The organism is Bacillus sp. AFS041924 (genome assembly GCF_002577195.1).
Classification (GTDB): domain Bacteria; phylum Bacillota; class Bacilli; order Bacillales; family Bacillaceae_G; genus Gottfriedia.
In genome coordinates, this window is record NZ_NULG01000019.1 from 24,212 (window position 1) to 47,262 (window position 23,051).

Here is a 23,051-nt window from a genome sequence, read left to right on the forward strand (position 1 = left end):
AGACTGATTCCTATCATCATGTCTGAATTTAGAAAAAGAAAAGGAAAAAAGAGGTTTTAGCTACCTAATAAGAAATTAATTAAAAGAAGGTGATCAATGATGAGAAAAACCATTAAACAGTCATTTAAACAGTTGGTGTTGGAAAACAAAAAGGAACTTATGAGCAATAAGGAGGAAATGGAGAAAATAGAGAAGAAAATTGAAGACAAGTATTCAAAAGCTTCTAAATGACAAATAGAAATGTAGAGGCAATCATACGAAGACGGAGGTAATCACAATGAAAAAATGGATGGTTATTTTTTCTACAGTCCCATTTTTGCTCCTTACGGGGTGTTCTTCATTCGAGAGTGTAAATAACACGTTAACTTACGCAAATGAAGCAACTGATTATGTAAATGAAGCTATTACTTTTGCAGACGAAGTTCCTTCCCTTGCAGAACAAGCTGTTAGTAATTTGCAAGCGGCAAAAGAATTGGAGACAAAGCTGGAAGAGATGAAAAAAGATATTGAAGAATTTAATGTACTTCAATCGCCGGACATGGCTGCGGATCTGCATCAGCAATTGGTCGAACAAAATAATAAAGTGTTAGATGGGATTGATTTGTATTTAAAGAATATGGAAGATGGCAAGCTAGATCCTGCCATTGTGGAGAATACGGAAATGTTTAAGTCCATTCAGGAAATAGCCGGTATCATTGATCAAATAAAACAATTAGGAAAGTAAAACGAGGAGGGACTTTTTTGTTTAAACGTATTTCTTTATTTATTTTTATTAATATTTTAGTAGGTATTACAATTACTATAATAACATCATTATTAGGTATTCAAAGTTATCTAATGAGTGGTGAATACCTGTTTCTAATTGCCTTTAGTTTAATTGCAGGTTTTAGTGGTGCGATTATTTCTTTATTAATATCTCGTATGATGGCAAAATGGTTAATGAATGTTCAATTAATTGACGAACGATCACCACAAGGTGAACAAGAATTGTTTATATTAGAAGAAACTTACCGTTTAGCAAGAATTGCAGGGTTAAAAAAGATGCCACAAGTAGGTATATATCATTCTGCAGAAGTTAACGCTTTTGCTACTGGACCAAGCAAAAATCGTTCATTAGTTGCGGTTTCAAGCGGAATGTTACAATCAATGGATCGTAACGCAATTAGTGGGGTTATTGCTCACGAAATTGCTCATATAAAAAATGGTGATATGGTTACCACAACATTATTACAAGGGGTAATTAATACATTTGTTATTTTCTTTTCACGTATAGTTGCTAAAATTGTATCAAATTTTGTTCGAGAAGAGTTAGCGTCAGTTGTTTACTTCATTTGTTCGATAATATTTGAAATTATTTTTAGCATTTTAAGTAGTCCAATTATATTCTGGTATTCTAGAAGAAGAGAGTATAAAGCAGACAAGTTAGGTGCCGAACTTGGTGGGAAAGATAACATGATCCACGCTTTGAAATCCCTACAACACAATGTTAACCGAGTAGATGATAGACAAAAATCTATTGCAGCTTTTAAAATTAGTGGTAAAGAGAAATTTACTAAGTTATTCTCTACACACCCACCTTTAGAAAAGCGTATCGAATGTTTAAAATCATTATAATATATAAAAGGATGTCTACGATTATGGGTGTAGATATCCTTTTTTATAAGATTTAAGTGCATTGTAATCATTTATTTGTTCAACTAAGGCATGCGCTTGTTGAGTAACCTTTAGGCTGGAACGGTAGCTATTTCTTAATTAACAAAAATGGCAGATTAGTTAAAGACTGAAATTAACCAAATAAAGAGTGTTGTTGAAGTATCGATCAAACATGAAGGTGATGATATGGAATTTTATAAAGGGAAAAATTTTTGGAAGAAAGGTAATGAACCAGTTTCAGAAGTTGAGATAATGAAAGCTGAGAAACTATTAGGCGTTTCACTTCCAATTTCCTTTCTAAACTTATTAAGAGAAAATAATGGAGGTTCATTAGAGTTTCCTTATTTTTTTATAGGTAATAGTAAAGAAAGGTATGGATTGTACGAATTGGAAGGAATCTGTTTTGATAATTCTAATATGTTTTTTAGTCAAAATATTATTTCCGAGTACGAGTTACCAAATAACATAATTCTGTTGGAAGGTGACTATCATTATTGGATTGCGTTTGACTATAGAGATAAGGCAATACCATCTATCATTTATCTTTTTGAAGATTATACAGAAGATGAAGTGAAGTGGGATAGTGTAGAAATTGCTTCTGATTTTGATACTTTTTTAACTAAATTATTTCAAGTTCCATCTTTAAATCCAAAAAAGTTAAAAACCACTTATAGTAGACCTACGAAATAGATGGTTAAGAACTTTTCGAATTCAATTTAGATAAAAAATTATCTATTCCTTCATCAACTTCTATTGAACATCTGAATTGACAAACTTTCAACAATATCGAACTAAAATAAGTAAATTTTCACCCCATATAACTTATCTAAAATAAATTGAAAGTTACAAATCAAAATAATTGTTTCCTTTTCATACAATTGAATAGAATGATTTTTTAGTATTGGAGGGTCAAATATGTCAATCGCAAAACAATTTCTATCGAATAGTTTAAAAGAATTTCAAGGCATAAAAAAACTTGGTGATCGTTCGATGGAACAGTTGAATAACGAAGAACTTCATTGGCAACCATCTAGTGAATCGAATCATATTTCCAGTATTGTAAGGCATCTAAGTGGAAATATGATTTCGAGATTTACAGATTTTCTAACGACGGATGGTGAAAAAGCATGGAGAAATCGTGATGTTGAATTTGAGGGGGATTACAAATCAAAGGATGAGCTATTAACTGATTGGAATAAAGGATGGAATGTTGTTTTTAATACAATAGAGAATTTAAAAGAAGACGATGTGTTAAAAACGGTTAAAATACGTGGGGAAGAGCATACCGTATTACAGGCAATACATAGACAAATAAGTCATTATGGATACCATATTGGTCAAATAGTATATATTTCAAAGCAAATAAAAAATGAAAGCTTCACTAGTTTGAGTATTCCAAAAGGAAAATCTCAACAATTTTTAGAATTAAAGTTAATTGAAGCGAAAAAATCTACGACTTAAGTTGTAGATTTTTTTATGTTTATAAGCTTAAAGAGTACGAAGATTCAGTCGATATAATGAAGAAATAGATGAATTGAAAGATTAGAATGGATATAGGGTCAGGTAAAAATAAGAGCATAGAAAACTACTAAGGTAGGGTACTATTGCTAGGAGAAACGTCCTTGAAATTCTTACTAATCGATAAAAATCTAATCCTATCCTTTTAGAAATGCATTACTTTAATTCTGGTAAAAATTTTAATAGTGAAAATAGTTAGAAAATAATGTAAAATGTTACAGGTTAGGGGGGCAATAAATGAAAATATTAATCGAAACACTTAATCATTTTAAACCGTATTGGAAAGTATTCCTTGTTGCGTTTGTTTGTTCATTAATTGCTGGGGCATTTGCCATTATTCCGCCGATTTTAACTGGTAAGGTAGTCGATGAGATTATTGGTGGAGCAGATTCTAAAATTATTTTTTATTTAATTTTAGGGATTATGCTTTCTTTCTTGTTTAAGGTCGGTTTTGAATCTTTACAAGAATTTATTCAAGTGAAAATTGGTCTAGATGTAATTACAGATATGCAATTACGTGCTTTTAAAAAGCTTCAAAGAGCTCCAATGTCTTTTTTTTCAACAACGCCTCGTGGAGATATGCTATATCGATTAACGCACGATGTAGAGTCTGTTCAAAATTTGAATAATACAGTCATTCCACGTTTTCTTCAACAAGTAATAGCAGCAATTGCAGCTTTTATTGCGGTGTTTCCGTTGTATTGGCCTGCAGCTGTGGTCATGCTTATTGTATTTGCTATTTATTTAATTCCGTCTTTTATGATTGGTAAAAAGGTTAGGAAAATGGGGGCTATTGCTCGTGATATGAGTGCTGATCTATATAATCATACTCAAGAAAGCATTGAATCAGTTCGTTTAGTTCGAACATTTCAAACACAGGAAAAGGAAAATAAAAAATTAGAGGATAAATTGTCTGTTTGGAAAAGGTTTGCAATTCGTTTAGCGTTGATCGGTAAGGTTAATTGGCGTTTAGGGAATGTGTTTAATAATGGTGCTCCAGGGGTCATTATGTTAATTGGTGGTTATTCTATATGGCAGCACGAAATTACAGTTGGTACATTAATTGCTGTTCTAGGTTTTATCCCAACAATGTTTATGCCTATTCGTTCGTTAGCTGAGAATGCTTTGACAATTCAACAAGCAATTCCTGCACTTCAAAGGATTTATGAATATTTTGATTTACCTGCAGAACAGCCTGATGATTTACCGAAATTTAAAGAGGTGAAAGGTGATATCGATGTTAAAGATGTCCGATTTACTTATCCTAATTCTACTGAAGAAGTATTAAAGGGTGTTACATTTTCTATTAAAGCTGGTCAACATATTGGAATTGTTGGCTCTAGTGGAGGAGGAAAAAGTACTCTCATACAGTTGTTACTTGGATTATACCAGCCGTCTTCAGGTAGCATTTCAGTTGATCGGAAAGATTTATCATCACATGATTATCAATCCTTACGACAAAACATTGGAGTTGTTTCTCAGGAGACATTCCTTTTAAATAGTACATTAAAGCAAAATTTACTATATGCCAAACCTAATGCAACTGATGAGGAGCTTAAGCTTGCTGTTGAAGCAGCGGACTTATCTGATTTAGTAGAATCATTACAGGATGGTTTTGAAACGATTGTCGGTGAGAGAGGATTAAAATTATCTGGTGGTCAAAGGCAACGAGTAGCTCTTGCAAGGGCAATACTCCGTCATCCTCCAGTTTTAATTTTCGATGAGGCTACTTCATCATTAGATGGAGAGACGGAAGAAAAAGTCCAATCATCACTCGAAAAATTAATACCGGGTCGTACAACAATTACAATCGCACACCGACTAGTTACAGTTAAAGATGCTGATTGCATTTTATTATTAGATCGAGGTTGTATCGCTGAACTAGGTACTCATGAAGAACTACTATCTCTAAAAGGTCAGTACTACCAATTATATATGGCACAATACAGTGAGCTAGAAAGGGAGAGTGCTGTATGATGCAGAAAAATACTAAAAAAATAGGTGATGGAAAGCGAGTTATTAACTTTCTTAAACCTCATAAAAAATGGGTATTTGCAGATTCATTCGTTATTGCTTTAAGTCAGGTATGTGCAGCATTAATACCAACTTTAGGAACTGGTTGGTTAATTGATCATATTATTCCGAATCACGAAAATGCACTTCTTTGGGGCTTAATGTGGTTACTTGTTATTGCTGCGATTCTTGATTTAATTTTAATGGTTATTGACGAGTATTTTTGTCATCATATCGCTAAGTCTGTTACAAACTGGCAAAAACTACGTTTATTTAAGCATTTGCAAATTTTGCCTTATTCCTATTTTCATCAATCAAAATCTGGAGAATTATTAGCACGAGTTTCAGATGATCCAGATACACTTCATAACTTTTTAGCATGGGAAGGCTCTACTTTTATGGCTTCTGTACAAGGAGTTTTTATATACAGTATTGTCTTACTTTGGATTAATCCTTATTTAATGATTACTAGTGTTGTTTTAGGTGTGCTATTTTACTGGACTTCAAATAAAGTAGGAGCTCGTACTAGAATTGCTTCTGCTAAAGCGAGAAATGAAGCGTCACGTTATTTAGAAAGATTACGAGAGTCTGTGACAGGGATTCAGCTTTCAAGAATTCTTGGAGCTACAGAATATGAAATTCAAAGTGTTGCCGATATTCGTAAATCATTTATTAAGGAATCAATTGTTGAATTAAAAGCAAGAATGCAGTCAATTGTTGTAATTGGTAGCTATAATGGTTTTGCTTTAGCAGCAGTCTATTTTATAAGTGTTCTACTTATATCAAACGATCAAATTTCAACAGGTCAAATGTATACAGCCGGGGGCCTTGTAACAATTGCGGCTAACGAGATTCAAAGAATGTTACGAAACTGGTTATCAGTAAGGAGAACAGGTCCTGCATTAGATCGGTCTGAAAAATTATTAGCAGAAGAAGTTTCAGAATTTGAGGTGCAAGAAGGAGAAAAATTAAATTCTATCGAAGGGCTTATTGAATTTAAAGATGTTAAATTTGGATATCCAACGAAGGAAGAGTTTGTTTTAAATGGATTATCATTTCATGTGAAACCGGGTGAAGCAGTTGCTGTAGTAGGACCAAGTGGTGCAGGGAAATCAACGATTGTAGATTTATTATTAGGGTTTTATCCTTTAAATGGTGGAACAATAGAAGTAGATGGTTTACCAATTGAAAAAGCAAATGCAAAGTGGATCAGAGATTCAATCTCATTTGTTTCTCAGGATGTTCAGCTTCGAAATGGAAGCTTAGCTGATAATATTCGAATCGGTAATGAATTAGCATCAAATGAAGAAATGATTGAGGCTTTAAAGGACAGTGGATTATCTGACTATCTTAATTCTTTACCAAATGGCCTTGAATCGTCAATAGGTGAACGAGGAGCACTTTTATCTGGTGGCCAAAAACAAAGATTATCATTAGCAAGGGCATTAGTTAAAAACTCACCTATACTTATTTTAGATGAAGCAAGTTCAGCGTTAGATCCAATTACAGAATTACAAATAAATGAAGCAATTCAAAAACGAAAATCGAAACAATCTGTCATTGTAATTTCACATCGATTATCTACAGTATTAACAGCGGACAGAATAGTTGTTTTAGAAAACGGGAAAGTAGTCGAAGAAGGTACGCATCATTCACTATTAGAAATTGATGGCGTATATGCAAGATTGTTTAAAAGAGAAGCTGAAACTGGAGAAAATGTAATTAGTGTTTCTTAAAAATATTTCTAGGAGTGGTCAAATGTCTAATATTTCAATAAAACTCTACGAGTCAAAAGAAGAGTTATCCAAAGGTTTTGAAGTATTGAAGCAACTTCGCACTCACTTGAATGAGGAATCGTTTTTTAATTTGTATGGAGAAATGAAAAAAGAAGGATTTCAATTGTATGGATTAGAGGAAAATGGCGTAACTGTTGCTGTTGCTGGAATTAGCATTTTAACAAATTTCTATAATGGTAGACATGTATTTGTATATGATTTAGTAACTGATGAAAATAAACGCTCAAATGGTTACGGTAAGAAATTACTAGATTTTATTTCTGATTATGGTAAACGAAACGGATGCAAATTAGTAACATTGCAATCGGGTGTCCAAAGAATTAACGCACATCGTTTTTATGAACATAAAATGGACTATAAAAAGCTTTCTTATTCTTTTAGTAAAACTATTGAATAAGCATAAAAAACCCTAATTATATTTAGGGTTTTTTTGCTTTAAGTAATGAAGTCAAAAATGGTTATTCAATTATGTAAGTGTTTTTTTATCATTTCAACAACATTCACAATATAATTACTTTCGTGTGAAACAAACTGATTTTTATCTACGTTTTTTCGAACTGGAATTTGTTCATTTGTTTCAGTTACTTGAAAACCTTCAACCTCAATTGTATCTCTTAAACCATGAGCGAATTGATAAAATTGATTAAAATCAGCTTTAACGATACCGGAAACTTCTTCTTTTTGTAGATTGAAATTAGTAAATGGTTTATCGCTTTTTAGTAAGAATACATGACTCAATTCATGATCGATAATTGTTTCTAAAATGATTGAATTTTTTATAATGCCAAGAGAGATTACATCATCCATTTTTACTTCAATTCCTAGCTCTTCTTTAACTTCTCTTAATCCATCTTCAACTGTTTCACTAGATAATAAATGTCCAGCAGCCGTAATATCAAATAAGTTCGGATAATCTTTTTTATGATGACTACGAATTTGAAAATAGATTGAAGCTTTTTCATTTTCTATACTAAGTAACCAACAATGAAATGTTTCGTGCCATAATCCCTTTTTATGTACTTCACTACGAGATGCCACTCCAATATGTTTACCAGATTCATCAAAAATTTTAAGTAATTCATCTTGCATTTAATTAACCACCTTGTATTTGATCTATGAACTATGTACATTATTATAAAGATAATTTTAGTAGGATTGAAATGTTTTTATTCAAAATAGACAATAAGAAGTAATGAAGGGAGAAATTTAATTGATTACGATAAGAACAGAAAATCCACAAGATTACGAAGCTATTAGAGAATTAAATAATGAAGCTTTCGGTATGGAAAATGAAGCCAATTTAATCGAAGCGATTCGTAATTCTACATATTTTATAAAAGAATTATCATTAGTAGCAGAAACAAATAAAAAAGAAATTGTTGGACACATATTATTTAGTAAAGTTACGATTGAAACGGTCAATGGTCCGATTGTTTCACTAGCATTAGCTCCAATGGCAGTAAAGCTTAAGTTTCAAAATAAAGGTATCGGATCATCTCTAGTAAAAGAAGGCTTGCAAGTTAGTGGAAAATTAGGATACACTTCAGTAATTGTTTTAGGTCATCCATCTTTTTATCCGAAATTTGGCTTTGTGCCTGCAGTAAGTAAAGGAATAAGACCGCCTTTTAATGTAAGTGATGATGTGTTTATGGTATATGAAGTAAAAGAACACGCTTTAGAAAATGTTAATGGAATTGTAAAGTACCCAGATGCATTTTCGAATGTATAGACAATAATAGGAATTATAGGTAAACGGGATATGGAGTCGAGTTAATTATTTTCTGAAAAGTTTACATTCATCCATAATTAGGTTAATTTAGTATTATATATTTGTGAAAGAGCGTCCAAGTATTGTAAATTTTTTTTGTGGACACTTTCACAAGTAACTTCATTAAATAAAAATTATTAGGTGAATTGAAATGAGAATAGCTTTTTTTGACTCAGGAATTGGTGGGTTAACTGTCTTAAATGAGGCACTGAAAAAATTACCAAATGAAGATTTTTTATATTTTGCAGATACTCTTCACGTTCCTTATGGTACTAAGTCGAAGGAAGAAGTAAGTGCATTTGTAAAAAAATCTGTTGAAATGATTATTAAAGAAGATGTGAAGGCACTAGTGATTGCATGTAATACTGCAACTAGTATTGCAGTAAATGAATTAAGAAAAATGTATGATTTTCCGATTATCGGTATGGAACCGGCAGTAAAACCAGCAGTTGAAATGAACAGAACAACAGGTAAAAGAGTATTAGTATTTGCTACTCCACTAACGTTAAAACAAACAAAATATAATGAGCTTATTTCTAGAGTGGACGACCTTAGTATTGTAGACTCATTGCCTTTACCTGAGCTTGTTCGTTATTGCGAGGAATTAAATTTTGATGAAGATTTAATGATTGATTATTTTAAAAGTAAACTTTCATTATTTAATATCGAGCAGTATGGAACAATCGTTTTAGGCTGTACTCATTACCCATTTTATAAAAACATATTAAAAAAGATTTTACCAAAAGACATTCAAATCGTTGATGGAAGTAATGGTACAGTAAAAAGATTAATTCAACTGCTTGGTGAAAAAGACCAATTAAACGAAACTGGTCAAATAAATATTAAATTTATGTGTTCAAACAATGATCAAGACTATATTGAAAAGACACAAAAGGCATTAAATTATTTACAAAATGAAAGATAAGCTTTAATTAGCTTATCTTTTTTTTGATAGATTGTTTTTTAAAATACAAGACTACTGTTGATAACTAACGAATATTTGTTAAAATCTATCTTTTTACTAATTGAAGAGGAGTGAATATGACTAAATGGTAAAAATAAAAGATGTATTAATTTATTTCGGTGTAATGACAATGCTGTTTTTTGCTGTTTATTTTATCATTAAATATATAAGGGAAGATGAAATTTATACTAACTTAATGATTGGTTTTTGTGTTGGTCTTGTCCTATTTTTAGGATCATTACGAATAGGGAAAAATGGAAGAAAGGAAAAGTGAATTGAATTAGCATATTTTTTTTGCTGTTGAAAAAAGGACTTGTCAATTAATCAACAATTTTTTTCAATTTAAAAGAAGCTGTATGATGTTGATTTCGGCTACAGGTTACTCACTTTCCATGGGGCGAGATTCTTGAGCCTTCCTGCATTTCCAATAGGAGTTGAGAATCCTTTCATCCCAATCATCAATCAATTACAAAGTATCGTCAAATGTTTCGATTAATGTAGGTTTTAACTATTGATAGTTTATATTTCAACATTCTGATAAAAAAGGTGCCCTTTTGTGTAGGCACCATTTTTTTATTTCTTCAATTTTAAAACAAGCTCTTCATCAGGTGTAACATAAACCGTATTGTTTTGCTCGTATATGACAAAACCAGGTTTGGAACCATTTGGTTTTTTTACGTGGCGAATTTCTGTGTAATCAACTGGGACTGAGCTTGATTGGCGTGCTTTACTAAAATATGCAGCGATAATAGCTGCTTCTTTAATGGCAGTTTCACTCGGATTCTTGGCACGAATCACAACATGCGACCCAGGGATATCTTTTGTGTGAAACCAAAGTTCGTCTCTACTAGCAAGTTTGTTCGTCAAATAATCATTTTGTTTATTATTTTTACCGACTAATAATTGTTCACCCGTAGAAGAGATGTATTCATCTAATGTAACTTTTTGTTTGTTCGACTTTTGTGCTTTTTTCGATTTTTTCTTTCTTATATAACCTGTCTCAGCTAGTTCTTCACGGATTTCTTCTAAATCACGTGGGGAGGCGGATTCGATTTGCTGAATAACTGTTTCTAAATAGACATTTTCTTCAGTAGTTAATTTAATTTGTTCTTCGATATGTGCAACTGAATTTTTAAGCTTAGTATATTTTGTGAAATAAGTTTGTGCATTTTCAGAAGGTGTTTTTAATGGCGATAAAGGAATGACCATTGTGCCACCATTTTCGTCATAATAATTAACTACTTCGATTTCTTTCATCCCTTTTTGTAGTGCAAACATATTTGCTGTAAGTAATTCGCCTTGTAACTGAATTTTATCTGCTTTATCAGTATCTTCAAGACTTTTTCGTAACTTTTTAATTTTTTTCTTGTTCTTTGTTAGTTCATTTTGTAATAATTTTTCTAAATCTCCGCTTTGTTGCTTCACTCGGTCGCGCTCGGCTTTACCAAAGTAATAAACATCTAAAAGCTCACTTAAACTAGAGAAAACAGTTTGTTCAGCTTGTAAGTAAGGTAAATTTATGAAATAAAATAATTCTCTTGATTCTAATCGGAAAAGTGAAGGGGTCACCTGTTCGAATTGTATTTCATTCATGATTGTTTTAAACGCATCATACATATTTTCTTTACCATTATAGACAATTTCACTTGCAAGTAATGGAGAGATTCCAGAAAAATGTTGAACAATCGCTTGCGATGGTGATTCCTCACTTTGGTGGATAATTTGATTAAACTCCTCTTTTGAAATGTGAAATGGATCATGTTTTTCTTGTTTAGGAGGAGAAATATAAGTAGCACCGGGTTGTATAATTCGATGACGATTAACAGCCATCGGTACATGTTTAATACTATCCAAAATTATTTGTCTTTCTTCATCAATTAAAATGATATTACTATGTCTACCCATTAGTTCGATAATCAAAGTTCGATATTGTTCATCACCAATTTCATTTCGACTACGAACTTTAATGTGAACAATACGTTCATGATCTAGCTGTGTAATGCTTTCAATGAATCCACCGTTTAAATGTTTTCTTAAAAGCATTGTAAACATTGATGGTTCTGATGGAGTATCATAGTTTTGATTTGTAAAATGGAATCTTGCGTAGCTAGGATGAGCACTTAGGATTAGTTTGTAATTTGCACCGTTCGCTCTTACGGTAAGGAGTACTTCAAAGTTACTTGGTTGTACAATTTTTGATATTCTACCAGTTGTTAGTTTAGAAGCTATTTCATTCGTCATAGCTCCTGTAAAAAGTCCGTCAAAAGACATATGTATCACGTCCTACTCTAATAAACATTAAATATTATTTATGTTTTTGTTTTGTATTTTTAAACTATGCTAAATAGTTTGCTGCTCTTGTAATCAACTCTAATAATCACCCACTTAGAGACTCAGGTCAACTTTTCTTATCTAGGCTCATTATTTAATCAATTTATTAAATAAATTGATTAAAATTTTGAGCTTAGTTAGAGAAGTTGATTGGAACGGAAGGGTGCTCGACTCCTATGGGAAACGCTGGAAGGCTAAAGACCCCGCAGGCGATGCAAAGGAGGCTCAAGAATCTCGCCAAATGGAAAGCGAGCATCCTGTAGTGGAAATCAACGTACTTCTTTTTTAGGTTGGCTCTCTTTTTGTATTTGTTCTCATTGTTAAGGTTAAAAGCAAGATTTATTTTCATCATTATATCATTTATTTGGACGAGTCTGAATATGCTTTTATGAGAGGTAAGGGGGACAACTTACCTAATGTTTAATTAGGGGTGAACAAAGTATGAATTTTTATCGGATGAGAGCGGAAGAAGTCGTAGAAGTAACGAATACAAATGTTTCCTCCGGTTTAACTGATGAGGAGGTAAGAAAAAGGCGAGAAACTTTTGGGGCAAATGAATTAAAGGAGTCAGAGAAAACTTCCAAACTCGTTTTATTTTTAAATCAGTTTAATGATTTTATGGTCTTTGTATTATTAGGCGCAACAATTATATCAATCTTTTTAAAAGAAGTTGTTGATGCAGTTGCAATTATGGCAATTGTACTAATTAATGGGATATTAGGATATTTTCAGGAAGCTAAGGCAGAGAAATCATTAGAAGCTTTAAAAGAATTAGCTGCTCCACAAGTAAATGTTTTGCGAAATGGGCTATTTGTTAAGCTACCATCTAGAGACCTAGTTGTAGGAGATATTATTAAGTTTTCAAGTGGTGATCGGATTGGTGCTGATATTCGCATAATCGAAGCATCAAGTTTATACATAGAGGAATCAGCGCTAACAGGTGAATCGGTACCAGTTCAGAAAAGATTTGAGTCAATTCAGTCAGATGATATTGGTATTGGTGATCAAGATAATATGGGCTTTATGGGAACGCTTGTTACGCGTGGGAATGGTAAAGGTGTTGTTGTTTCAACAGGAATGAAAACAGCGATGGGCCAAATTGCGAATTTGCTTCAAAATACAGAAACAATCGTTACACCATTACAAAGACGATTAGAACAATTAGGTAAAATATTAATTATTCTTGCATTATTTTTAACAGCTTTAGTTGTATTTATTGGGGTTTATCAAGGGAATGAATTATATCATATGTTTTTAGCAGGTGTATCATTAGCAGTTGCAGCGATACCAGAAGGCTTGCCAGCAATTGTTACGGTTGCTTTATCGCTCGGTGTGCAACGGATGATTAAAAAGAAAGCGATTGTACGTAAGCTTCAAGCGGTTGAAACATTAGGTTGTGCTTCAGTCATTTGTTCAGATAAAACGGGGACAATGACAGAAAATAAAATGACTGTTACAAATATTTGGTCGGGTGGATCGAGTTATGAAGTATCTGGAAACGGATATGCAATTAATGGAGAGTTTACTAGTAAAGAACGAACAATCAACCCGACATTAAATAAACAATTATTTCAAACACTTGTATTCGGATCGATTTGTAGTGATGCTGAGTTAATTCAAAAGAAAAAAGAAATCGTCTTAGATGGGGACCCAACTGAAGGTGCGCTCGTTGTTGCAGGTTATAAAGCAGGGATCGACCGAGAATATGTAAATTCGAATTTTACTAGAGTACATGAGGTCCCATTTGATAGTACAAGGAAAATGATGACGGTAGTTGTAAAAAATCGTTCAGGTGAGCAGTTTGTTATTACGAAAGGTGCTCCAGACGTATTACTTTCTAAATGTAAGACAATTTTATGGCATGAAAGAGAAGAGCAATTAAATACGTTTAGACAAAACGCTGTTGAAAGTATAATTGAAACATATGCAAATAATGCTCTTCGTACGATTGCGATTGCTTTTAAACCATTAAAATCAACAATTATTGATGAAAGAGAGCTTGAAAATAATTTAACGTTTATAGGATTACAAGGGATGATTGACCCTCCAAGAGCAGAAGTTGCACAAGCTGTTCAAGAATGTAAAGAAGCAGGGATTAAGACGATTATGATTACTGGTGATCATAAATTAACTGCTTCTAGTATCGCTAGAAAACTAGGGATATTAAGAGATAATGGTAGAGTAGTAGAAGGAAAAGAATTAGATGCACTTTCGATAGAGCAAATTCAGGAATTCGTTGAAGATGCTGCAGTTTTTGCCCGAGTTTCACCTGAACATAAATTAAAAATTGTGAAAGCACTTCAAGCGAATGGACATATTGTAGCGATGACTGGTGACGGTGTAAATGATGCTCCAGCGATCAAAGCAGCGGATATTGGGATTTCGATGGGGATTACCGGTACGGATGTTGCAAAGGAGGCTTCGTCATTAGTTTTACTGGATGATAATTTTGCAACAATCAAGTCTGCAATTAAAGAAGGACGCAATATTTATAGTAATATTCGTAAATTTATTCGTTACTTATTAGCTTCAAACGTAGGTGAAATTTTAGTGATGTTGTTTGCGATGTTATTAGCTTTACCATTACCTCTTGTTCCAGTTCAAATTCTGTGGGTGAATCTTGTAACGGATGGATTACCTGCCATGGCACTAGGCGTGGATTCAGCTGAGGATGATGTAATGAAACGAAGTCCTCGTTCTCTATCTGAAGGAATTTTTGCAAGAGGTTTAGGATGGAAAATTATTTCAAGAGGGTTTTTAATTGGATTCGTAACACTCTTGGCATTCATTATTTCTTATAATCAGCATCCAAATCAATTAGAATATGCACAAACTGTGGCATTTTCGACTTTAGTTTTAGCCCAATTAATTCATGTATTTGATTGTAGAAGTGAACGGTCTATTTTCCATCGAAATTTGTTTGGAAATTTATATTTAATTGGTGCCGTAATTGTTTCAATGCTATTAATGCTAGTTGTCATTTACTACCCACCTTTACAACCTATTTTTAAAACGGTACCTATCGTGCCAAGAGATTGGTTCTTAATAGGAGGTCTATCTTCGATCCCAACGTTTATGCTTGTAGGAGCTTTATTTTCAAAGAAAAAATAATTTACGAACAAAATGGATAACCAAATTAAAATATGTTATAATTCCTTAAGGTAGTAGAGGTACGCTCTATTACCTTTTCTCTTTTACATAATGAATGGAAATTGGTAATAATTAGAGAGAAAATTAGTGTATTGGAAGTGAAACAATGGTTGTAAGTATGACAGGGTATGGTAAAGCCATTTTGTCAAATGAACAGTACAAAATACATATTGAAATGAAAGCAGTGAATCATCGATACTTAGAAACAATCGTTCGAATGCCGAGGCAACTATTAGCATATGAAGATGCAATTAAGAAAATTGTAGCTGAGTATACTAGCCGAGGTCGAGTAGAGGTTTTTGTTACAATTGAAGGCTTGTTACAACGTACATTACAAATAGATGAAAGCTTGATTCAACAATATAAAAAAGCAATTGAGAATCTTTCAGGAGAAAATCATAATAAATCCATATATAATCCAATCGATTTATTAAAGCTACCTGAAGTAACAACTGTAAGTGAAGTAGAACAAATTAATGATAATTTTGAAGAATTATTATTAACGACTACCAAAAATGCATGTAAACAATTTTTTGATGTTAAGTGCAAAGAAGGTGGACAACTAAAAAAAGATTTATTAGAAAGATTAACAGCAATTGAAGCATGCAAAAAGCTGATTGCTAAGTATTCTCCACTCGTTTTGATATCATATCGTGAAAAAATTCAATCTAAATTAGCTGAAGTTGAATTAACAGCGGTGGATGAGCAAAGATTATTAACAGAAATTATGCTCTTTGCAGATCGATGCGACATCTCTGAAGAATTAGTTCGACTAACTAGCCATTTAGACTTATTTAATGAAACGCTACAATTAAAGGAATCAATTGGGAGAAAATTAGATTTTATTGTTCAAGAAATGAATCGAGAAGTGAATACGATTGGTTCGAAAGCAAATTCATTAGATATTTCAAAACAAGTTGTTGAAATTAAAAATAATCTTGAAAAAATTAGAGAGCAAGTTCAAAATATTGAATAATGTAAAAGATTTGTTTATAGTTGCAAAGGTCCGGTAACAATGTGAAATAGAAGACTAATTAATTTTGATTAATTGACTCTGACACAAAGAATGAATCAATAGATTGACCTTTAATAATTTAAACTGTCTAAGAAGTAGAAGGGTAGGGTCATAAATGAGGCATGAAAGAGGCTTATTAATCGTACTTTCGGGTCCATCTGGAGTAGGTAAAGGTACGGTGCGTAAAGCTATTTTTGATAATAAGGATTTAGATCTTCAATACAGTATTTCAATGACGACAAGAAATCCTCGTGAAGGTGAAGTGCATGGAGTCGATTATTTCTTTACATCAAAAGAAGATTTCAAACAAAAAATTAATGAAAATAAATTCCTTGAGTGGGCAGAGTTTGTTGGTAATTACTACGGAACTCCAATCGACTATGTTGAAAAAACATTAAGTGAAGGGAAAGATATTTTCCTGGAAATTGAAGTTCAAGGTGCCCTGCAGGTGAAAAAAGCTTTTCCTGAAGGAATCTTTATTTTCTTAGCCCCTCCAAGCATGAGAGAATTACAAAATAGAATTGTAACTAGAGGTACAGAAACTGAAGATGTCATTATGAATCGTATGAATGCAGCCAAAGAAGAAATTGAAATGATGGATGCATACGATTATGTAGTTGAAAATGATCAAGTTGATTTAGCTTGTGATCGTATTAAAGCAATTATTTTAAGTGAACATTTAAAACGTGAGCGAGTTGCAAATTATTATAAAAGAATGATGGAGGCAGAATAAACTATGTTATATCCTTCGATTGACCGTTTATTAACAAAATTAGACTCAAAATACACGCTAGTAACAGTTGCTTCAAAGCGTGCTCGTGAAATGCAAGTTAATAAAGATATTCGTGTTGAAAAACCAGTGTCTGACAAATTTGTAGGTAAAGCATTAGAAGAAATAAATGCTGGATTATTATCTTATCGAAAACTTGAAGAAGTTAAAGAAGATTAATATTTAACTGTGTGACGAGGCTGTCCCAAAACATTTGCTAATTTCCATATGACTAAAAAGGACAACGTGGTGTTTAACACCTCCTTGAAGTTTCGTGGTGGTTAGTGATTGGGGGCAGTCTTATTTTTACGTTTTAAAGTAATAATAGCGGTGAGTCATTAACTCAAGAAAATGACGCCAATTCTAGAAATAAAGTATAAAGTGCAACTAGGCTTCTGACTTTGATGATAAGGCTCGCCAGTTGGCGGGCTTTCTTTTGATGAGCCTATAATATTTATTTCAAACATATTTGTGGTATCTTAGACATAGAACATCCAAAAGACCTATTTTTTGACATATTACATAGAAAGAATAAGATTTGAAAGGGTGAAGGTGAGTGGAACATAAAAAGATTCTCCTATGTGTTACAGGTGGAATAGCAGTCTATAAAGCAGCAGCACTTACAAGTAAACTAGTACAAGCAGGATATAACGTTAAAGTAATGATGAGCCCTTCTGCAACTAACTTTGTGACACCTTTAACGTTTCAAGCTTTATCAAGAAATGATGTTTATATAGATACTTTTGATGAAAAAGATAGTTCGAAAATTGCGCACATCGATTTAGGTGATTGGCCAGATTTAATTATAGTTGCTCCAGCTACTGCTAATACAATTGGTAAATTAGCGAATGGTCTTGGAGACGAAATGATTCAAGCAACATTACTTGCTGCTACAAAACCAGTTTGGATTGCACCAGCGATGAATGTTAATATGTATAACCATCCGATTGTTCAAAAGAATATGAACACATTAAAAGAGATCGGTCATCGATTTATTGAACCGAATGAAGGATATTTAGCATGTGGTTATGTAGGTAAAGGTAGGCTAGCTGAGCCTGAAGAAATCGTCCAATTTGTAAATGAACATTTTCAAAGAGAAGTTGGATTATTAAATGGGAAAAAGATTATTATATCTGCTGGTCCGACAGTTGAAAAAATTGATCCAGTTCGTTTTGTATCAAATCATTCAACAGGTAAGATGGGATATAGTATTGCTGAAGTTGCTGTTTCGTTAGGTGCAGAAGTAATATTAGTTTCCGGTCCAACTAATTTAACACCTCCAAAAGGATGTAAATTTATCCAAATTGAGTCTGCTGAGCAAATGTTTGAGGCGATTTGGTCACATTATGAGGAAGCTGATGTCGTTATTAAAACAGCAGCGGTTGCGGATTATACACCTTCGACTACTTATGACCAAAAAGTAAAAAAAGCTGAAGGTGATCTATCAATTGATTTTAAGCGTACGAAAGATATTCTTCTAACACTTGGCCAAAATAAAACGCATCAAATTTTAGTAGGTTTTGCTGCAGAAACAGACCAAGTTGATGAGTATGCTAAAAGTAAACTTTTAAAGAAAAATGCTGATATGATTGTTGCAAATGATGTAACAAAAGTAGGGGCTGGATTTGGATCTGATACGAATATTGTAACGATTTTTAAGCAAAATGGTGAAGTTAAGCCGCTTCCTAAAATGAGTAAAAAAGAAGTAGCAAAAGAAATACTACTAGAAGTACATGATTTGTTAAATGAGGTAGAATGATGACATACGCATCAGTTTTAGTTGATGTATCAGTCAGACAGACAGACCGTCCTTTTGATTATAAAGTTCCAACTAGTTGGCAAGATGCAATACAGCCTGGAATGCGTGTAATTGTTCCATTTGGTCCAAGGAAAGTACAAGGATTCGTATTGTCAATTAAAGAAACAACTAATTTAGAAAAGGTTAAAGAAATTGAGGAAGTTCTTGATGTCATGCCAGTTTTAACTGAAGAACTTCTTCTTTTAGGTTCTTATATATCAGAGAAAACACTATGTTTTTTAATTTCTGCATATCAAGCAATGCTTCCTACTGCAATAAAAGCTGTATATAAAAAGCATGTTCAAGTTAGATCAGAAGAAGCATTCGATAAACTAGTGCCTGAACTAATCAGATTATTCTCTGTCGTAAAAAGAAGAGAATGGTCTGAAGTAGAAACTCTTGTTAGTAAAATTTCACTAGTCCAACGAGCAATTAAAGAAGGTTTGCTTGAAATTGAGTATGAAGTGAAAAATAAAGCAAATAAAAAAACTGAACGTGTTGTTTCACTTTTAAAAGTATTAGATGAAGAATTACAAACAATCTCTTCACCTCAACAAAGAGACATCATTGAATATTTACGTATGAATGGTCAAACGAGCGTGAAAGAGTTAAAAGAATGTCTTGGAATCACTGATTCACCGATAAAGACGTTAGAGAAAAATGAGGTAGTATCAATCACAATGATTGAAGTTTATCGTGATCCATATGTGGGAAGGGAAATTGAGCGATCAATGCCGTTACCATTAATAGAAGAACAACAAATTGCATATGAACAAATTGTTTCCTCATTTAATAAAAGGGAAAATAAGATTCATCTGTTACATGGTGTAACAGGTAGTGGAAAGACGGAAGTTTATTTGCAATCAATCCAAGAGGTCCTTTCTAAAGGTAAGGAAGCAATCGTATTAGTACCAGAAATTTCACTTACCCCACAAATTGTAGGTCGTTTTAAAAGTAGATTTGGTAATGACGTGGCAGTTCTACATAGCGGATTATCAATTGGAGAGAAATACGATGAATGGAGAAAAATTCAAAGAAAAGAAGTAAAGGTAGTAGTTGGTGCCCGGTCAGCTATTTTTGCTCCATTTGATAATATTGGAATGATCATCATTGATGAAGAACATGAAACGACGTATAAACAGGATGAGCATCCAAGATACCATGCAAGAGATATAGCCATTTGGAGAGGGGAATATCATCATTGTCCTGTCGTTTTAGGAAGTGCAACACCTACACTGGAATCCTTTGCTAGAGCAGGCAAAGGTGTTTACGAGTTAAATACGATGTCTAAAAGGGTTAATCAAGGCCCATTACCTGAAGTGGAAATAGTCGATATGAGAGAACAGTTAAGAATTGGTAATCGTACGATGTTTTCAACAGCTTTACATGAAAAGATAATTGATCGTTTAGAGAAAAAGGAACAAATCATCTTATTTTTAAACCGTCGAGGCTATTCTTCGTTTGTAATGTGTAGAGATTGTGGTTACACAATTCAGTGCCCCCATTGTGAGGTTTCCTTAACTTATCATAAACATAATCATCATTTAAAATGCCATTATTGCGGATATGAAACCTATATGCCAAAGCAATGCCCATCGTGCCAAAGTGAACATATTCGTTTTTTTGGAACCGGGACGCAAAAAGTAGAGGAAGCTATTACAAAAACTTATCCAGAAGCACGAGTTATTAGAATGGATAATGATACAACTAGTCGTAAAGGTGCCCATGAAAAAATGCTTAAGCAATTTGGTAATGGTGAGGCTGATATATTACTTGGCACACAGATGATTGCAAAAGGGCTTGATTTTCCGAATGTTACATTAGTTGGTGTTTTAGCAGCAGATAGTTCACTTCACCTACCAGATTTCAGATCAAGTGAACGAACTTTTAGTTTATTAACACAAGTAAGTGGAAGAGCTGGTCGACATGAAAAACCAGGTGAAGTAGTTATACAAACATATTCTCCAGAGCATTATAGTATTGAATTAGCTAAAACACAAAACTATGTTGCGTTTTATGAAGAAGAAATGAAAATAAGACGCTCATTTCGATATCCACCTTTTTATTACTTAGTATTAATATCAATCGCTCATAATGATTTAATAAAAACAGTAAAAGTAAGCGAACAAATAGCAAGCTATTTAAGAGAGCATTTATCAGAAGGATCGATCGTACTCGGTCCAGTTGCATCACCAATCGCAAAAATAAAAGACCATTTTCGTTATCAATGTGTGATAAAATACAAATCTGAACCTGCTCTATACGACGTACTAAACCGAATTCAACAATACTATCAAGACGAAACAGACAAAGCCAGATTACAACTAACAATCGACTTTCAACCTACTATGTTTATGTAAAGAAAAGTGGAGGCGACTGGTTAGACCCGACAAGCATAAGACAAAGTCCGATAAAGGTTGGTTTTTACCTTTATTGGAATTTGGCTTATGACCTCGAGGGGCTAGGAGCCGGAACTAGACAATCTAGAAAAGTGGAGCAAGTTTGCCCAGCTCTAAAAGGGAATATCTCCATTCAGCTGAAGAAGTGGTGGTTTTCCCACTTCGAAGATGGATGGAATATAACCGAAGAGCTAACTTGCGGAACTAGACACCATAATAAACTCAAATAAAAGTTCTCAGTAATTCACTTAGTGTGGGTTTAAGGTAGGTTTTTACCTTGAAAAAGTGGAAAAAGTTTGCCCAGCTCTAAAAGGAGAAATATGATCTAAGAGCTAACTTGTGAATGTGAATCTAAACAATATAAAAATATAGTTACTACATGAGTTTCTTCAACTAAATAAGATAAAAATGAAAATAAATTTAAACAAACTAACAAGAGGAGTAGTGAATTTGACTTTATTAAAAATAGTAGAATTTCCAAATGAAGTACTTGAAACACCGTGTGAAAAAGTAACAACATTTGATAAAAATTTAGTAAAACTTTTAAACAATATGTATGAGACAATGCTTGCAGCGGACGGCGTTGGACTTGCAGCTCCACAAGTGGGTATTCTGCAACAAGTTGCTGTTGTTGATGTTGAAGATGATAATGGACGAATTGATTTAATCAATCCAATCGTAATGGAAACAAAAGGCGAGCAAACTGACGTAGAAGGTTGCCTGAGTTTTCCTAACTTATATGGCGATGTAACAAGACCTAACTATGCAAAAATTAAGGCGCAAAATAAACGTGGAAAATATTTTATAATAGAAGCTCGTGGATTTTTAGCTCGTGCACTTTTACATGAAATTGATCATTTAAATGGAGTTTTATTCACTTCTAAAGTCTCAAAATACTATGAAGAAAGTGAATTAGAAGGGTAGGCAAAGAAATGACAAAGATCGTTTTTATGGGGACACCGGATTTTTCTGTTCCTGTTTTAAGAAGATTAATTGAAGATGGCTATGAAGTAGTAGGTGTTGTAACTCAGCCGGATCGTCCTGTTGGTCGCAAAAGAGTACTAACTCCACCTCCTGTTAAAGTAGAGGCTCTAAAACATAACATTCCAGTTTTACAACCTGAGAAAATACGACTTCCTGAAGAAACTGAAAAAGTATTGGCACTGAAGCCAGATTTAATCGTAACTGCAGCTTTTGGACAAATTCTTCCTACAGACATCCTTGAAGCTCCTAAGTTTGGCTGTATCAATGTACATGCTTCATTGCTTCCAGAATTAAGAGGCGGGGCTCCAATTCACTATTCAATTATTCAAGGTAAGAGTGAAACTGGTGTAACGATTATGTATATGGTTGAAAAATTAGATGCTGGTGATATGTTATCGAGAGTCGTTGTACCAATTGAGGAAAAAGATCATGTTGGAACACTTCATGACAAATTAAGTATTGCGGGTGCGAACTTGCTTTCGGAAACAATTCCATCATTATTAAAAGGTGAGCTTACAGCAGAGAAACAAGATGAAAGTAAGGTAAGCTTTGCCAAAAATATTAAGCGTGAAGAAGAACGAATAAATTGGTCAAAAACTGGTGAAGAGATTTATAATCACATAAGAGGTTTACACCCTTGGCCAGTAGCTTATACTACATTAAACGGAGAAGTTTTAAAAGTTTGGTGGGGTGAAAAAGCTAATACGGATCATACGTCAACACCAGGTGAAATAATTGAGGTTTTAAACGATGGCATTTTAGTAGCGACAGGTAATCAAACTGCAATCAAATTGACTGATATACAGCCTGCTGGTAAAAAGAGAATGGAAGCTAAGCAATATATTAATGGCGCGGGTGCTTTTATTGAACGTGGAATGAAGTTAGGAGAATAA

The 23,051-nt window shown here is 33.2% G+C and carries 21 protein-coding genes; 19 read left to right on the plus strand and 2 right to left on the minus strand.

The window, feature by feature from the left end; genetic code table 11:
* The first annotated feature begins 96 nt into the window (after positions 1-96).
* The 8 genes from COC46_RS06755 to COC46_RS06790 all read left to right on the plus strand — a co-directional run bounded on the left by COC46_RS06755 (position 97) and on the right by COC46_RS06790 (position 7,377).
* Positions 97-231, plus strand: a complete 135-nt coding sequence (locus COC46_RS06755; RefSeq protein WP_369700023.1) for an FbpB family small basic protein — start codon at positions 97-99, stop codon at positions 229-231.
* Between the two features lie 46 nt (positions 232-277).
* On the plus strand, positions 278-724 hold the full coding sequence (locus COC46_RS06760; RefSeq protein WP_255294838.1) for a DUF6376 family protein: 447 nt from the start codon (positions 278-280) through the stop codon (positions 722-724).
* A gap of 17 nt (positions 725-741) precedes the next feature.
* Complete coding sequence (gene htpX / locus COC46_RS06765) at positions 742-1,614, plus strand: protease HtpX (protein WP_098808984.1); 873 nt, start codon at positions 742-744, stop codon at positions 1,612-1,614.
* Between the two features lie 225 nt (positions 1,615-1,839).
* Positions 1,840-2,343, plus strand: coding sequence for an SMI1/KNR4 family protein (locus tag COC46_RS06770; protein WP_098808985.1), 504 nt, complete (start codon positions 1,840-1,842; stop codon positions 2,341-2,343).
* A 225-nt stretch (positions 2,344-2,568) separates the two neighbouring features.
* Positions 2,569-3,114, plus strand: a complete 546-nt coding sequence (locus COC46_RS06775) for a DUF1572 family protein (RefSeq protein ID WP_098808986.1) — start codon at positions 2,569-2,571, stop codon at positions 3,112-3,114.
* Positions 3,115-3,408: 294 nt separating this feature from the next.
* Positions 3,409-5,148 carry an ABC transporter ATP-binding protein gene (locus tag COC46_RS06780; protein WP_098808987.1) on the plus strand — a complete coding sequence of 580 codons (1,740 nt, stop codon included), beginning with the start codon at positions 3,409-3,411 and terminating at the stop codon, positions 5,146-5,148.
* Positions 5,145-6,920, plus strand: coding sequence for an ABC transporter ATP-binding protein (locus tag COC46_RS06785; RefSeq protein WP_098808988.1), 1,776 nt, complete (start codon positions 5,145-5,147; stop codon positions 6,918-6,920). The genes COC46_RS06780 and COC46_RS06785 overlap by 4 nt, the downstream gene beginning before the upstream one ends.
* A 22-nt stretch (positions 6,921-6,942) precedes the next feature.
* Entirely contained in the window at positions 6,943-7,377 is a 435-nt protein-coding gene (locus COC46_RS06790) for a GNAT family N-acetyltransferase (protein ID WP_098808989.1), read from the plus strand.
* Between the two features lie 65 nt (positions 7,378-7,442).
* Here COC46_RS06790 and COC46_RS06795 read toward each other — a convergent pair whose 3' ends face one another.
* Positions 7,443-8,069 (minus strand): NUDIX hydrolase, encoded by a 627-nt coding sequence (locus tag COC46_RS06795; RefSeq protein ID WP_098808990.1) that lies wholly within the window; start codon positions 8,067-8,069, stop codon positions 7,443-7,445.
* A 121-nt stretch (positions 8,070-8,190) separates the two neighbouring features.
* Here COC46_RS06795 and COC46_RS06800 point away from each other — a divergent pair, with 121 nt between their 5' ends.
* From COC46_RS06800 to COC46_RS06810, 3 genes are all read left to right on the plus strand, one after another.
* A complete protein-coding gene (locus tag COC46_RS06800) occupies positions 8,191-8,709 on the plus strand; it encodes a GNAT family N-acetyltransferase (RefSeq protein WP_098808991.1) in 519 nt (172 codons plus the stop codon).
* Between the two features lie 190 nt (positions 8,710-8,899).
* Positions 8,900-9,673 (plus strand): glutamate racemase, encoded by a 774-nt coding sequence (gene murI, locus COC46_RS06805; protein ID WP_098808992.1) that lies wholly within the window; start codon positions 8,900-8,902, stop codon positions 9,671-9,673.
* Between the two features lie 124 nt (positions 9,674-9,797).
* On the plus strand, positions 9,798-9,986 hold the full coding sequence (locus tag COC46_RS06810) for a hypothetical protein (protein WP_098808993.1): 189 nt from the start codon (positions 9,798-9,800) through the stop codon (positions 9,984-9,986).
* Positions 9,987-10,285: 299 nt separating this feature from the next.
* On the opposite strand, the gene COC46_RS06815 is transcribed toward COC46_RS06810, so the two are convergent.
* The gene (locus COC46_RS06815; protein WP_098808994.1) at positions 10,286-11,983 is read right to left on the minus strand and encodes an Rqc2 family fibronectin-binding protein; all 1,698 of its coding nucleotides are present in this window, start codon (positions 11,981-11,983) and stop codon (positions 10,286-10,288) included.
* 501 nt (positions 11,984-12,484) lie between these two features.
* Between COC46_RS06815 and COC46_RS06820 the strand changes: the two genes are divergently transcribed.
* The 8 genes from COC46_RS06820 (at position 12,485) to fmt (ending at position 23,051) form a co-directional block, all read left to right on the plus strand.
* The gene (locus COC46_RS06820; RefSeq protein WP_098808995.1) at positions 12,485-15,154 is read left to right on the plus strand and encodes a calcium-translocating P-type ATPase, SERCA-type; all 2,670 of its coding nucleotides are present in this window, start codon (positions 12,485-12,487) and stop codon (positions 15,152-15,154) included.
* Between the two features lie 145 nt (positions 15,155-15,299).
* Entirely contained in the window at positions 15,300-16,169 is an 870-nt protein-coding gene (locus tag COC46_RS06825; protein WP_098808996.1) for a YicC/YloC family endoribonuclease, read from the plus strand.
* Positions 16,170-16,323: 154 nt separating this feature from the next.
* Positions 16,324-16,941 carry a guanylate kinase gene (gene gmk / locus COC46_RS06830; RefSeq protein WP_098808997.1) on the plus strand — a complete coding sequence of 206 codons (618 nt, stop codon included), beginning with the start codon at positions 16,324-16,326 and terminating at the stop codon, positions 16,939-16,941.
* Positions 16,942-16,944: 3 nt separating this feature from the next.
* Entirely contained in the window at positions 16,945-17,157 is a 213-nt protein-coding gene (gene rpoZ, locus COC46_RS06835; RefSeq protein WP_098808998.1) for a DNA-directed RNA polymerase subunit omega, read from the plus strand.
* A 376-nt stretch (positions 17,158-17,533) separates the two neighbouring features.
* Positions 17,534-18,736 (plus strand): bifunctional phosphopantothenoylcysteine decarboxylase/phosphopantothenate--cysteine ligase CoaBC, encoded by a 1,203-nt coding sequence (coaBC, locus tag COC46_RS06840; protein ID WP_098808999.1) that lies wholly within the window; start codon positions 17,534-17,536, stop codon positions 18,734-18,736.
* Positions 18,736-21,135, plus strand: coding sequence for a primosomal protein N' (priA, locus tag COC46_RS06845; protein ID WP_098809000.1), 2,400 nt, complete (start codon positions 18,736-18,738; stop codon positions 21,133-21,135). Before coaBC ends, priA begins: the two co-directional genes overlap by 1 nt.
* A 489-nt stretch (positions 21,136-21,624) precedes the next feature.
* A complete protein-coding gene (gene def, locus COC46_RS06850; protein WP_098809001.1) occupies positions 21,625-22,098 on the plus strand; it encodes a peptide deformylase in 474 nt (157 codons plus the stop codon).
* Between the two features lie 8 nt (positions 22,099-22,106).
* Complete coding sequence (gene fmt, locus COC46_RS06855) at positions 22,107-23,051, plus strand: methionyl-tRNA formyltransferase (RefSeq protein ID WP_098809002.1); 945 nt, start codon at positions 22,107-22,109, stop codon at positions 23,049-23,051.